Origin of the sequence: Caulobacter sp. UNC279MFTsu5.1 (assembly GCF_900114015.1) — a bacterium.
In the GTDB taxonomy this organism is placed as follows: domain Bacteria; phylum Pseudomonadota; class Alphaproteobacteria; order Caulobacterales; family Caulobacteraceae; genus Caulobacter.
In genome coordinates, this window is record NZ_FORN01000005.1 from 105,842 (window position 1) to 119,166 (window position 13,325).

A 13,325-nucleotide genomic window follows, 5' to 3' on the forward strand; every position below is an offset into this window, starting at 1 on the left:
GCCCCGGAGGTATGGAGGGGCCAGCCTAGAGCCGCGTGGTTAAGGGGCGGTAAGGGGAGCGGAGGGGACGCTTGGGGCGGGGACGCACACTCACGTCGAGGTTCAGGGTTGTCTTGTGGCGCTGGCGAGTGAGCATGCGTCCCCGCCGCCGCCTCTCCGCCCGCCGCCTCAACGAAAAAGGGGCCGTCCTCGCGGACGGCCCCTCCATCTCATCGGGAGCGTACGGATGCTCCCGGACGCGAGATCCTAGTACTTCAGGCGGACGCCCACCCGGAAGTAGCGGCCCACGATGCCCGACTGCGAATAGGTCGGGTTCCAGTTCACCGCGGCGTAGTTGGCCGGGTTGAACATCGGGCCGGTGTCGAACAGGTTCATGACGTCGGCGTAGACGCTGGCCTTTTCGGTCACGTCGTAGGCGCCGGTCAGGTCGACGCTGGTGAACGACTTGACGCGGCAGTTGAAGGCGTCGTCGCCGTACAGGCAGCCGCTGGCCGCGCTGTCGTCGATTTCGCGCATGCCGCTGACATAGTTCATCGTGCCGGTCACGTGGATCGGACCGTGCTCGAAGGTGTTCGACCACGACAGGCGGTTCTTCGGGGTGCCGGCGCCCGACGACAGGGCGTACGGCGCTTCCTTGCCGACGTAGTTATAGGTCGTGCCGTCCTGGGTGTACTTGAAGTCGAACAGGGTGGTGGCGTCGAGGTTGGTCGTCCACTTCACGTCGTAGGGCAGGTAGAAGCTGGCCTGGACGTTCAGGTCCAGACCGCTGGTGACCAGCGAGTCGGCGTTGATGTAGGGCGAGGCCACCGACAGCACGCGGCGCTGGGCGGTCGGGTGGTCCGGGTCGACCGCGTCGGCGACGATGGTGTAGCCGGCCGGGATGGCTTCGCCCGCGTAGTAGGCGTCCAGGGCCGCGCCCGGGGCGGCCTGGGCGATCACGTCGGTCTTCTTGATGTGGTAGTAGTCCAGCGAGACGCTGAAGTTGCGGGTCGGGGCCCACACCGCGCCGAACGTATAGCTGGTCGACTTTTCCGGCTTCAGGTCCGGATTGGCCGTGGTGATCAGCGAGAGCGAATAGTCCTTGGTGTACTCGTTGTCGCCGTGGGCGGCGCGGAAGGCGTCGAACGAGGCGTCCTGGAACGAGAAGGTCGTAAAGCCCTGGGCGGCCGAGTCGCCCGATTCCGAGAAGCTGGGAGCCCGGAAGCCCTTCGAGACCGTGCCGCGCAGCGCGATCTCCTTGGTGGGCGAGAACTTCACCCCCAGCTTCGGCGAGAAGTTGTCGCCGAAGTCGGAATAGTGGTCGTAGCGGCCCGAGACGTTGACCTCCACCTTGTCGATGATGGGCATGCCCAGCTCGGCGAAGGCCGAGGCGACGGTGCGGTTGCCGATGGTCTTGGCGTTGCCCAGGCCCTGGGCGTCGTTGACCGGGTTCAGGGCCGGGTCGTTGGTGGCCTCGTAGCGGAACTCGCCGCCCAGGCCCAGCTGGGCTTCGCCGCCCGGCAGGCTGAACACGCCGCGCGAGGCCTGGAAGCTGATCGAGTCCAGGTCCGAGGTCGAGGTCTTGGCCAGGGTCGGCGACAGGGCCTTGCGGACGGCGTCGCTGTTCTTGGACGGGTCGACGAAGTTGTACGAGCCGTCGGCGATCACCTTCATCAGGTTGTTGTAGCTGACGAAGCCGTTCTGGGCGCTTTCCAGCCAGCCGTGGGCGATCACCAGGTTGGCCTGGTAATCCCAGTCATGGGTGTTGCCCTTCACGCCGGCGACCATGCGGGCCATGCGGTTGGTGTATTCGGCGTCGGCCGGCAGGTCGCTGAAGCGGTACTTGATCAGGGCGTACTGACCGGCCGCCGCGAACGGGTTGTTCGGGTTCAGGGTGCCGTCGGTCAGGGTGATCGGCAGGACGATGTTGCTCAGGTTGTGCGGCGTGCTGGACGAGATGGTGACCGGGGTGCCGGTGACCGAGGTCTTGCTCTGCACGAAGCTGCCGCTGAGATAGGCCTCGAGGTTGTCGTTCGGCTTGATCGTGAAGCGGCCGTAGGTGGCGATGCGCTCCTGCTTGGGCTGGACGTCGCCGAAGGTGGCGATGTTCTGGGCGCAGTAGCTGCCGATCGACTGGCCGGTGTTGTCGTCCAGGCGCGGGTCGACGGTCAGCGGGGCGTCGGTCGGGCAGCTGCGCAGCGGGCGCCACTCGTTGCCGACGCCGCCGATGGCCTGGCCGCTGGCCAGGTTGCCGGCCTCGGTCAGGATGGCCGGCTTGACGTTGCCGTAGAAGGTGCTGCCGCCGGCCTGCGGATTGTTGTTCTGGCCGCCGGGGATCGAGGTCAGGTCGTTGGTGTTGTACGGGAAGCCGCGCTGGTCGATGCGGATGCGCTTGTCCAGCTGGTACTCGAAGTCGGCGTAGAGGTTGTACTTGTCGGTATCCAGGTCGCCGTGGCCGATGTCGGCGTTGAAGCGGTATTGGCCGCCGCCGCCGTGCTCGCTGGTCCCGATCGAGGCGTCGGCGCCCATGCCCTGGTAGTTGGACTTCATGATGATGTTGACGACGCCGCCGATGGCGTCGGCGCCGTACAGCGACGAAGCCCCGTCCTTCAGGGTCTCGATGCGCTCGACCGCGTTGAACGGGATCGAGTTGAGGTCGACGAACGCCTTCTGGCCGTCGTCGGCCAGCGGGTAGTTGGCGTTGCGCAGGCCGTCGATCATCACCAGGGTCGAGTTGACCGACAGGCCGCGCAGCGACACGCCGGTCGAGCCGGCGGCGAAGCCGTTGCCGAAGGCGGCGGGGATCGAGCCGGAGTTGTCGGCCGACAGGCTGCGGATGGCGTCGGCGATCGTGGTGATGCCCTGGGCCTTCAGCTGCTCGGTGGTCTGGACGGTGACCGGCGACGGGGTGGCGGTGTCGGTGCGGCGCAGCAGCGAACCGGTGACGACGACGGCTTCGACTTCATTGTCGGCGGGGGCGGCCTGGGCGGCGGCCGGGGCCGGCGCGGTCTGCGCGTTCGCGGCGAAGGCGGCGAAGGTGGCGACCCCCGCCATCATCGTCGTCGCGAGCAGGCGCCCGCGGGTGATCTGCAATTTCATGTCGGTCCCTCCGGGCGCTTGGAGCCTGGCCGCATCGGCCCGCTCGTCCCGTCGCCCTGTCAGCTCTAGGTTTCCCGGAGGACCTCTCGTCCCCGGTTGCCGTGGGATAGGAGCCGCCAAAGACGCCCGTCAATCGTCGACGCCGCCGTGTAATGAATATGTCTATGACCTGTCACATCCAAGCAACTGCCGAAGCCGAATTGCGGCGAGAATAAGTCTTTTAGGTGTCTGGGGCGCAATGGGGTGTAGAGAAACCGTCGATATCCAAGCTTGACTGATAGAATCGCGGTTCGGGGAACTTGGTGATCTGAAAGGGAATTCTTACCGTCCTGTAATTATTATGAAGTTGCTCGTCGGAAGTCGATATCTCCAGATCGATTATCGATGCGCAGACGCCCGGGGCGGTGCGCCGGGAATGCAACCGGCGGAGGCGCTCCCGCCTTGAAAAGGAAATCGGCGAGCGTCCCGATCTTGTTTTCCGGACTGCCTTCGCGCGAACTTCTGGTCGGGAAATTTCGGCGGACGAGTCAGGCGGCAGGGCGGGGATTCGTAGTCTCAGATCGATTTCCAAGGTCGCATTCGCAGCGCTTGCGGCCTTGTCCGGCGGCTGCGGGGCGGCGAACGCAGGCCCATCCGGAAAGGCGTGCGAGGCGGCGGAGGCCGTCCTGCCCGCAGCGAATGCGGACGGGCCGCCTCCGCTGTTCAGCGACACGGCGTTTCGCGCGGGGGAGCCGTGGGGAGGCGTCCATTTCGCTCGAAAGTCCTCAGTACGGCAGCTGTTCCGGCGAGGGCGCGGGACCGGGCGTCGGGGCGTCGGCGGCCGGCTCCAGCTCCGACGCCGAACGCGCGAACTCGGCGGCCAGGGTCTCGTAGAAGCCGTTGCGGGGATCGGGCGTCGACAGGGGCGCCGGGTCGGGCAGCAGCCAGGGGAAGTCGCGCACCGCCAGGCCCTCGTGGGCGGCCAGCATGTAGCGCCGCCAGATGCTGGCCGGGATGTCGCCGCCGACCACCTTGTTCATTGGCCGGTCGTCGTCGTTGCCCACCCAGACGCCGGTCACGTAGTCGGGGGTGAAGCCCACGAACCAGGCGTCGCGCCAGTTCTGGCTGGTGCCGGTCTTGCCCGCCGCCGGCCAGCCGAACGCCGCCCGCTTGGCGGTGCCGACCTCGACCACCTTCTTCATCATCTTGACCATCATGCTGGCCTTGCTGACGTCGTAGACGCTGGGCGCCGAGCCGGGGACCGCGTGGGTGAAGATCGGCGTCCCGTCCTGGGTGGTGATGCTCTCGATCACATAGGGCTGCAGGCGCACGCCGCCCTGCTGGAACACCTGGAAGCCCGAGGTCAGCTGCAGCAGGTTCACCTCATAGGCCCCCAGCGCCACCGACAGGTCGGGGTTGGAGGGCAGGGTGGTGAACCCGAACCGCCGGGCCAGGTCGCCGATCGCCGGCCCGCCGGCCTCCTGGCCCAGCTTGACCGCGATGGTGTTGATCGAATTGACCAGGGCGTCCTGCACGGTCATCGGGCCGCGATAGCCGCCGGCGTAGTTCTCGGGCTTCCAATCGCCGAACTGCACCGGCCCGTCGACGCGGATGTCGGTGGGCAGCACGCCCTTCTCCAGGGCGGCGGCGTAGACGAACGGCTTGAAGGTCGAACCCGGCTGGCGGCGGGCCTGGACGGCGCGGTTGAACGGGCTCTCGATATAGTCGGTCCCGCCCACTATGGCCCGCACGGCCCCGTCGGCCGACAGCGACAGCAGGGCCGCCTGGCGGGCCCCGGCGCTTTCGCCGCCGATCTGGATGGCCTGGCGGACGGTCTCGACGCCCACGTGCTGCAGGCGCGGGTCGATGGTCAGGCGCACCACCAGGTCGGGCGCGTTCTGGCCGGCGATGCGCACGGCCTCGGCGGTGGCGTAGTCCAGCACCCAGCCGTAGTCGCCCTCGTCGGCCACGGCCAGCGGCGACAGGCGCGGGGTGTCGTCCAGGGCCCGGCTCTCCTGCTCGGCGGTGATCCAGCCCTCCTTGCGCATGTTGGCCAGGACCAGGCGCGAGCGGGCCAGGGCGGCGCTCATGTCGCGGGTCAGGGCCAGGCGCGAGGGGGCCTTGGGCAGGCTGGCCAGCAGCGCCGCCTCCGACAGGGTCAGCTGGCTGGCCGACTTGCCGAAATAGGTGCGGCTGGCGCCGTCGACCCCGAAGGTGTTGGCCCCGAAGAACACCCGGTTCAGATAGAGTTCCAGCACCTCGTCCTTGGTCAGGACCTGCTCCAGGCGATGGGCCATCAGCATTTCCTGCAGCTTGCGCCGGACCGTGCGGTCGGGCGTCAGGAACAGGCCCTTGGCCAGCTGCTGGGACAGGGTCGAGGCGCCCTGCACGGTGCGGCCGGCCCGGTGGTTGACGTAGGCCGCGCGGACGATGCCGTAGGGGTCGATGGCCCCGTGCCGGTAGAAGCGCTTGTCCTCGGCGGCCAGGAAGGCCAGCGGCACGTAGTTGGGCACGCCGGCCAGGGTGATGCGCTGGCCGTAGCGCGGGCCGCGGCTGGCGATCACCTGGCCGTTGCGGTCCTCGAACCGGATGCCCGGCGCGCGGTTGACCGCGAACAGCGCCTCGCGCGACGGCAGGGTCGGGGTGTCGCGCAGGTATTTCCACCAGACATAGCCGGCCCCGGCCCCGGCGCCCGCCAGGCCCAGGGCCAGCACGGCCAGCAGCGGGATCCAGATCCAGCGGGCCTTGCGGGCCTTGGCCTTGGCCCGGGCGTGCTTCAGGTCCGCGCGGAAGGGCTCCTCCGGCGGGGGCTCGCGAGGCGGTTCGCGGGGCGGCGGCGGCGGGGGCGGCGGCGGCGCGGCGGCGGAGTCCGGCGGCCGCTGGGCCGGCGGGCGCGGCGGTTCGTCGTCGAAGCGATAGGGCGGCAGCGTCCAGTCGTTCAAGTCGGCCCCACGGTCCCGTTCTGGTCTCCCCGTTTGGTTTCGGGGCGATTTGGGTTTAGGACGCCGCGATGATGGCGCGCAAACCTTTCTGGGAGACGAAGTCCCTAAACCAGATGACCGTCCCCGAGTGGGAGAGTCTATGCGACGGCTGCGGCCTTTGCTGCCTGGTTCGCTTCGAAGACGAAGACACCGGCGAGATCATCCCCACCCGGGTGCATTGCCAGCTGTTCGACGAGCACCGCTGCAGCTGCAAGGACTATCCCAACCGCCGCAAGACCGTGCCCGACTGCATCAAGCTGACGCCGCACAACATCGAGACCCTGGAATGGATGCCGCCGTCCTGCGCCTATCGCCGGCTGCACGAGGGCAAGACCCTGCCCGACTGGCATCCGCTGGTCACCGGCGACCCCGACAGCACCCACAAGGCCGGGATCTCGGTGCGCGACCAGACGGTGTCGGAGCTGTGCTTCGACGACCCGGAGGACGCCCTGGACTTCGTGGCCGTCGACCTGATGGCCGACAAGGGCGACCAGATCTACGACCCGGAGGAGTGAGGGCGGGGCGGTCCGGCGCGGGGCGAATAGATCGAACAATTTCCTCCCTTTTAGGTTGAGAAGTCTCGTGGTTCGGAATAGCCATGAGCTTGGCCATATTCCGAAACCCCTTGGAGACTTCCATGAAGCCCGCCCTTCCCGCCATGCTCGGCCTCGCCTTTTCTCTGGTGGCGGGCGCGGCCACGGCGACGCCCGTCGAGGTTCCCTGGGCCAAGCTGACCTTCCTGGGCGGCGGATGGACGACGACGACCCTAAGGGTGCAAACCAGCGGAGCCTTCAGCAACCCGGCGGCCTGCGCCATGACCGACGGCTACATCGTCGACTCGACCCTGCCTGGCGCCCAGTTGCTGGACTCGATCCTGCTCACCGCCTATTCGACCAATCAGGACGTCATGCTGGTCATTGACGGCTGCGTGCAGTCACGCCCGGCCGTCATTGGCGTCTATATTCGACGTTCCTAGAGCATTTTCGAGCGAAGCGGACACCGGTTCGCATGAAGAAAATGCGCTAAAACAAAGATCTAGAGCGCGATCTGTCAGAGGTGAGATCGCCAAGACGTCGCGATCTGCAGGGATGGGCGGCGCCGGGCGCGTTCCCGCCGCTCGGGGCGGGTCGGGTCAGTCGCCCGGTTTCCGTTTGCCCGACAGCAGGGCGTAGATCGCCATGGCGTGGCCGTGACCCAGGCCCAGCGTCCCCTTGCCCCAGTCCACGACCTGACCGGCCTTGACCCCGGGCTTGAGCTGGCCGCCGTCCGACAGTCCGGCCGCGTCGGCCGCGGCCTTCACCGCCTGGGCGTCGAGGCCGGTCTTGGCCTGGATGGTGTCGAGATAGGCTTGGAAGGACATGGGGGCCTCGGTGTTCGGGGGTTGTTGACCTGAGGACGTTCCGCGACGGTTGGCGCCGACAGGGGCCGGCGGTTTTTTCGCCCAGTCCCCGCCGCGGGGGCTATCGCGTATGGCCAAAACCGTTGTCATCCCGGACGAGCGCGCAGCGCGAAGATCCGGGACCGGGGCGTGAACACAGGCGCTTGCGGCGGTCCCGGATCTGCGCCCGGCGTCGCCGGGCTTGTCCGGGATGACAGCTCTTTTGGCGGCCAATCCATATGCGATCGCCTCTGCGTCCGCCGGGCGTCCAGCCCCGTCCGCCCCGTGGCGGCCCTCGCCGAATCCCGGCACGGCTGTCCTTCGTCCACCCGCCCGAAGGAAGACCGCATGGCCTATGACGATCGCACGCGGATGATCCTCAGGCGGACGCCGGAATCCGCGACCATGGTCGCCAACGTCAAGCGCGCCATGGCCGTCACCGCCGCCCTCAACCGCCTGACTTACGAAGACGGGCCTCAGATCCGCGCCCTGTTCGGCGAGCTGACGGGCCGGGCGGTGGACGAGACCTTCGCGCTGATCCCGCCGTTCTACACCGAGAGCGGGGTCCATATCCGGGTCGGGCGCAACGTCTTCGTCAATCAGAACTGCACCTTCTACGACCTGGGCGGGATCGACATCGGCGACGACGTGATGATCGGTCCGAACGTCAGCCTGATCACCTCCGGCCACCCGGTCGAACCCTCCCGCCGGCGCGACGGCGTCGTCGCCAGGCCCATCGTCATCGGGCGCAACGTCTGGATCGCGGCCGGCGCGACGATCATCGGCGGCGTGACCGTCGGCGAGAACTCTGTCGTCGCGGCGGGCTCGGTGGTCACCCGCGACGTCCCGCCCGACACCCTGGTCGGCGGCAACCCGGCCCGGGTGATCCGCTCGATCGCGGAGTGAGGGGGGCGGGGGACTCCCTCTCCCATGGGGAGAGGGTTGGGGCGAGGGGGTTCCGGGCCAGACGGCGCGCCGGCGGAGCGCCCCGTGTGAAAAACGGTGAGGGCGTAACCCCTCACCCTCCCACCGCTTCGCGGCGGGCCCCTCCCTCTCCCACTGGGAGAGGGCGACGTCAGGCGCCCCCTGACGGGGATACAGCCCCGTCCATCCTCGGCGCATGGCGACTCAACACCAGCAAAATCAACGCCCTAAACTTTCTCGACCTAAGTTATCAGCGGCGCCCGCTGCTCCCGTATCTTTGTGTCATGGCCGGGAGAAGCGAGATGAGCCCCGAACAGAAGATGCGAGACGCCGATCTTGAATTGGTCGAGGTCCATGTCGCCAACGTCCGGCGGATCAAGGGCGGCGAGGCCGAGTCCTCCAAGGCCGAACTCAATGGGCTGGTCGCCGGCGCCGCCCTGGCCAGCCGCCGCCTCAGCGGCGCCCTGGTGATGAGCCGCAAGGGCCTGGCCAACGAGGCCAAGGCCGCTGCGGCGTCGGAGGCCCTCGCCGCCAACGAGAACGACATCGACGCCAAGCTGGAGACGGAAATGGATGACGACTCTGGTCGAACCCCCGAGCGGATGGCTGAAATTCACGCCGACATCCGACGCCGATTGGATGTTGCTCGAGCCGCCCGAGAATCTAAGCAAATGGCTGGGCGCAGCGTCGCTCCAGCGGATCGAGCGCTGCCGAGCGGCGTGGAAGCCGAGGGCGGAGCACCAGCTTCCCCCGCCTGACCCCTGGACCACCTGGCTGTTCCTGGGCGGTCGTGGAGCCGGCAAGACCTTCGCGGGGGCGTCCTGGATCAAGGATCAGGCCCAGCGAGGCGGGAACCTCGCCCTGGTCGGTCCCACGTTCCACGACGTGCGCGAGGTGATGATCGAGGGGCCGTCCGGCCTCAAGAGCCTGTATCCGGTCGGCGCCCGTCCGAAATGGCAGGCCAGCCGCCGCCGCCTGGAGTTTAGCAACGGCGCCGTCGCCCAGGCCTTCTCGGCCGAGGATCCCGACGCCCTGCGCGGGCCGCAGTTCCACGCCGCCTGGGCCGACGAGTTCTGCGCCTGGCCCAAGCCGGCCGAGACCCTGGCCATGCTGCGCTTCGGCCTGCGCCTGGGAACCGACCCGCGCCTGGTGGTCACCACCACGCCCCGGCCGATCCGCGCCCTGCGCGGCCTGATCGTCGAACCGGGCACGGTGAACACCCGGGTCCCGACAAGCGCCAACGCCGACCACCTGGCCCCGGCCTTCCTGTCGACCCTGCAGGGCCTCTACGGCGGCACCCGCCTGGCCGCCCAGGAGCTGGACGGCCTGATCGTCGAGGGCGAGGGCGGCCTGTTCCGGGCCGAGGACCTGGCCCGCTGCCGGGGCGCGCCGCCGGCCCGCTTCCAGCGCGTGGTCGTGGCCGTCGACCCGCCGGCCACGGCGGGCGGCGACGCCTGCGGCCTGGTGGTCTGCGGACGTTTTGAGGGCAGAGCTTTCGTGCTCGAGGACCGGACCGCGCGGGGCCTGTCGCCCCACGGCTGGGCCCGCCGGGCGGTCGAGGCCGCCGCGCGCTGGAACGCCGACGCCCTGGTGGCCGAGGCCAACCAGGGCGGCGACATGGTTCGCGCCGTCCTGGCCCAGGCCGGCCCGCCCTGCGCGGTCAAGCTGGTCAAGGCCTCGCTCGGCAAGCGGGCCCGGGCCGAGCCGGTGGCGGCGCTGTACGAGCAGGGCCGCGTGGTCCACTGCGGCGCCTTCCCGGCCCTGGAGGAGGAGCTGATGGCCCTGGGCTCGGGCGACCTGGACCACAGCCCGGACCGCGCCGACGCCCTGGTCTGGGCGGTCAGCGAGCTGATGCTGGGGGTGGGGAGAAGGCCGCGGTTGAGCGTGTTGTGAGGTCAAAGAGACCCCCTAAGTCGCTCCGCGCCCCCCCCCAGAGAAGGAGCATCTGCTCGGACTAGATCCTCCCCCTCTGGGGGAGGTGGCCCGGAGGGCCGGAGGGGGTCAGCGCCGCGCTTCCGAAAGGATCGTCCGAAGCGCCCCGTCGACACAGGCCAGGACGTCCACGGCGGGCAGCCTCAGGGTGCGAATGCCGCGCTGGGCCATCCAGTCGTCCCGCACGGCGTCGAGGCGAGGTCGGTCGCCAAGGTCATGGCCGCCGCCATCCACCTCGACGGCCAGCTTGGCCTCGTCGCAGTAGAAGTCGAGCACGTAGGGTCCGATCGGATGCTGCTTGCGGAAATGCAGGCCCTCGAGCCGGCGGGCCTTCAGGCCAAGCCACAACAGCACCTCCGGCAGGGACATTTCACGTCGCAGCTGCTTGGCGAAGCTTCGCGTGCGGCGCGGTGCGTCCATCGATCGTTTTCCTACCGCCGCAGGCCCCCTCCGGCCCTTCGGGCCACCTCCCCCAGAGGGGGAGGATCTACGCCGCGCAAGCTGCTTCCCCTCTGGGGGAGCCGTCGCGAAGCGACTGAGGGGGTCTTCCTACTCCCTCACAACCCTAACATGTTCATCATTCGTTCTCAACCAGCGAGGCGCCCCATGCCCCTGTTCAAACCCCGCCGCCCGCCGGAGGCCAAGGACTCCCGGGCGGCGCGCCTGATCGCCGTCACCACGGCCGGGCGGCCGCGCTGGACGCCGCGCGACTACGCCGCCCTGGCCTCGGAGGGCTTCGGCAAGAACCCGATCGCCTATCGCTGCGTGCGGATGATCGCCGAGGCCGCCGCGGCCGTGCCGCTGGCGGTGTTCGTCGACGGCCGGCGGGCCGACGACCATCCGTTGCGCCGGCTGCTTCAGGCCCCCAATCCCGAACAGGGCGGGGCCGACCTGATGGAGGCGTTCTTCGGCCACCTCCAGGTCGCCGGCAACGGCTACCTGGAGGCTGCCCAGGACAAGGGCGGAGACGACGCCCCGACCGAGCTCTACGCCCTGCGGCCCGACCGGATGACCGTCGTGCCCGGCCCGCGCGGCTGGCCGCTGGCCTACGACTACCAGGTCGCCGGCCGCACGGCGCGGATCGGCCGCGACGCCGCCGGCTGGCTGCCGGTGCTGCACCTGCGGCTGTTCAACCCGACCGACGACCACTACGGCTTCTCGCCGCTGGAGGCGGCGGCCTTCGCCATCGACGTGCACAACGCCTCGGGGGCCTGGAACAAGGCCCTGCTCGACAACAGCGCCCGGCCGTCCGGGGCCCTGGTCTACGCCAACCGCGAGGCCGGCGACCGGCTCTCGGCCGAGCAGTTCGAACGGCTGAAGGCCGAGCTCAGCGACGCCCACGCCGGGACCGCCAACGCCGGCCGGCCGCTGCTGCTGGAAGGCGGCCTCGACTGGCGGCCGATGTCGCTGAGCCCGGCCGACATGGACTTCATCGCCGGCAAGCACGCCGCCGCCCGCGAGATCGCCCTGGCGTTCGGCGTGCCGCCCCAGCTGTTGGGCGTGCCGGGCGACGCCACCTACGCCAACTACCGCGAGGCCAACGGCGCGTTCTGGCGGCACACGGTCGTGCCCCTGGCCGAGCGGGCGGCGCGGGCCCTGTCGGCCTGGCTGGCGCCCCGCTTCCCCGGCGCCCGCATCGCCTGCGACCTGGACGCCGTGCCGGCCCTGTCGGCCGAACGCGACGCCCTGTGGGCCCGACTGGAAGGGGCCAGCTTCCTCACCGACGCCGAGCGGCGGCGGCTGGCGGGGCTGGAGGGCTGATCCGCCACTTGCCCGCATCTGGCGGCTGAGCCGCCTGTCCGCCCCATAGGGGGCAAGTCCCCGGAGAAATCCATGACGACATCAAACCGCTGGCGGCTCGACCGCCAGGTTTCGGTCGGCCTGCTGGTCGCCGTGGCCCTGCAGGCCGCGACCGCCCTGATGTGGGCCGGCCGGGCCAGCGCGCGGATCGACGACCTGCGCCAGCGCCTCGACGCCCAGGCTCCGGTCGCCGAGCGCCTGGCGAGGCTGGAGACCCAAGCCGAGGCCACGCGGGCCGCGCTGGCCCGGATCGAGAGCAAGCTGGATCAGCAGTAGCGCACGGACTTGCCCCCACCTGGCGGCTGCGCCGCCTGTCCGCCCCCATAGGGGGCGGAGCCTAGAGCGCTCTTCCCCCTCTGGGGGAAGACGACCGCGAAGCGGTCCGTAGGGGGCAAGTGGTCACCGCACAGGAGCCCCTCATGACCGACGACCTGCCCATCGAGGGCCACGCCTCCCTCTTCTGGACCCGCGACCTCAACGACGACGTCGCCGCCTCGGGCGCCTTCGCCGCCAGCCTGGCCCGCACCGGCCCGGCCGGCGTCAAGATGCTGCATCAGCACGACGACGCCGAGCCGGTGGGCGTCTGGGACGAGATCGCCGAGGACGCGACCGGCCTCTACGTCCGGGGCCGCGTCCTGCGGACCACGCCGCGGGGCCGCCTGGTCGCCGCCCTGGTCGAGGCCGGCGCGCTGGACGGCCTCTCCATCGGCTTCCGCGCCGTGAAGGCCCGGCCCGACGAGACCGGCCGCCTGCGGGTGTTGACCGAGGTCGAGCTGTGGGAGGTGTCGATCGTGACCTTCCCGATGCTGCCGGGCGCGCGGCTGAAGCGCGTCGGCTGAACCGGGGCTCAGGAGTTTTCGGTTTCGTCCAGGTACTGGTCGATCGCGCGATCGGTGGCTTCGATGACATCCGCCCAGACCGGATTGGCGCTGACCCGTCGCTTGGCCTCGCCGAGGTCTAGGCCGCGTCGGTCGCATAACACGCGCATGGAGGCGATCATCGACACGCCCTCGGCGTGCAGGAACACGATCGCCTCGTCGATATCGGCGGGACAGCGTTTCAGGATTTGCGGGTCGACGGCGAGGGACATGTTGGCTCCGGCGAAAAGCCTATTCGCCAGCCTGCACCGACGCAATCCGCGCGGAAAAGTCGTTTGAATCTCCCTTCCCCCTTGATGGGGGAAGGGCCGGGTTTGGGGGTGACGACGGCGGTTCCGCGCCAAGACCCCCGCCCGTCATTGGGTCGGGCGCGCC

General features: G+C 69.5%; 13 protein-coding genes. 8 read left to right on the forward strand and 5 right to left on the reverse strand.

Annotation, left to right across the window (positions count from 1 at the left end):
• Positions 1-246: 246 nt before the first annotated feature.
• Both BM066_RS04155 and BM066_RS04160 read right to left on the reverse strand, forming a co-directional pair.
• Positions 247-3,078, reverse strand: a complete 2,832-nt coding sequence (locus BM066_RS04155; protein ID WP_018061673.1) for a TonB-dependent receptor — start codon at positions 3,076-3,078, stop codon at positions 247-249.
• A 764-nt stretch (positions 3,079-3,842) separates the two neighbouring features.
• Positions 3,843-5,999, reverse strand: a complete 2,157-nt coding sequence (locus BM066_RS04160; protein WP_018061674.1) for a multimodular transpeptidase-transglycosylase PbpC — start codon at positions 5,997-5,999, stop codon at positions 3,843-3,845.
• 68 nt (positions 6,000-6,067) lie between these two features.
• Here BM066_RS04160 and BM066_RS04165 point away from each other — a divergent pair, with 68 nt between their 5' ends.
• Both BM066_RS04165 and BM066_RS04170 read left to right on the forward strand, forming a co-directional pair.
• Complete coding sequence (locus BM066_RS04165) at positions 6,068-6,553, forward strand: YcgN family cysteine cluster protein (protein WP_018061675.1); 486 nt, start codon at positions 6,068-6,070, stop codon at positions 6,551-6,553.
• Between the two features lie 122 nt (positions 6,554-6,675).
• The gene (locus tag BM066_RS04170) at positions 6,676-7,014 is read left to right on the forward strand and encodes a hypothetical protein (protein WP_018061676.1); all 339 of its coding nucleotides are present in this window, start codon (positions 6,676-6,678) and stop codon (positions 7,012-7,014) included.
• 156 nt (positions 7,015-7,170) lie between these two features.
• On the opposite strand, the gene BM066_RS04175 is transcribed toward BM066_RS04170, so the two are convergent.
• Positions 7,171-7,398, reverse strand: a complete 228-nt coding sequence (locus BM066_RS04175; protein WP_018061677.1) for a DUF4287 domain-containing protein — start codon at positions 7,396-7,398, stop codon at positions 7,171-7,173.
• A 366-nt stretch (positions 7,399-7,764) separates the two neighbouring features.
• Here BM066_RS04175 and BM066_RS04180 point away from each other — a divergent pair, with 366 nt between their 5' ends.
• The 3 genes from BM066_RS04180 (at position 7,765) to BM066_RS04190 (ending at position 10,233) form a co-directional block, all read left to right on the forward strand.
• A complete protein-coding gene (locus BM066_RS04180) occupies positions 7,765-8,322 on the forward strand; it encodes a sugar O-acetyltransferase (RefSeq protein ID WP_018061678.1) in 558 nt (185 codons plus the stop codon).
• A 320-nt stretch (positions 8,323-8,642) separates the two neighbouring features.
• Positions 8,643-9,098 carry a hypothetical protein gene (locus tag BM066_RS26850; RefSeq protein ID WP_177218372.1) on the forward strand — a complete coding sequence of 152 codons (456 nt, stop codon included), beginning with the start codon at positions 8,643-8,645 and terminating at the stop codon, positions 9,096-9,098.
• Entirely contained in the window at positions 8,980-10,233 is a 1,254-nt protein-coding gene (locus BM066_RS04190; protein WP_177218373.1) for a DNA-packaging protein, read from the forward strand. The genes BM066_RS26850 and BM066_RS04190 overlap by 119 nt, the downstream gene beginning before the upstream one ends.
• 108 nt (positions 10,234-10,341) lie before the next feature.
• On the opposite strand, the gene BM066_RS04195 is transcribed toward BM066_RS04190, so the two are convergent.
• Positions 10,342-10,692 carry an endonuclease domain-containing protein gene (locus BM066_RS04195; RefSeq protein WP_026176524.1) on the reverse strand — a complete coding sequence of 117 codons (351 nt, stop codon included), beginning with the start codon at positions 10,690-10,692 and terminating at the stop codon, positions 10,342-10,344.
• 150 nt (positions 10,693-10,842) lie between these two features.
• On the opposite strand from BM066_RS04195, the gene BM066_RS04200 reads away from it, so the two are divergent.
• From BM066_RS04200 to BM066_RS04210, 3 genes are all read left to right on the forward strand, one after another.
• Positions 10,843-12,033, forward strand: a complete 1,191-nt coding sequence (locus BM066_RS04200) for a phage portal protein (RefSeq protein ID WP_255367466.1) — start codon at positions 10,843-10,845, stop codon at positions 12,031-12,033.
• 72 nt (positions 12,034-12,105) lie between these two features.
• Positions 12,106-12,348, forward strand: a complete 243-nt coding sequence (locus BM066_RS04205) for a hypothetical protein (protein WP_018061885.1) — start codon at positions 12,106-12,108, stop codon at positions 12,346-12,348.
• A 143-nt stretch (positions 12,349-12,491) separates the two neighbouring features.
• Entirely contained in the window at positions 12,492-12,911 is a 420-nt protein-coding gene (locus tag BM066_RS04210; RefSeq protein ID WP_018061884.1) for an HK97 family phage prohead protease, read from the forward strand.
• A gap of 8 nt (positions 12,912-12,919) precedes the next feature.
• Here the strand turns inward: BM066_RS04210 and BM066_RS04215 are convergent, their stop codons facing one another.
• A complete protein-coding gene (locus BM066_RS04215) occupies positions 12,920-13,162 on the reverse strand; it encodes a hypothetical protein (protein WP_018061883.1) in 243 nt (80 codons plus the stop codon).
• Positions 13,163-13,325 lie beyond the last annotated feature (163 nt).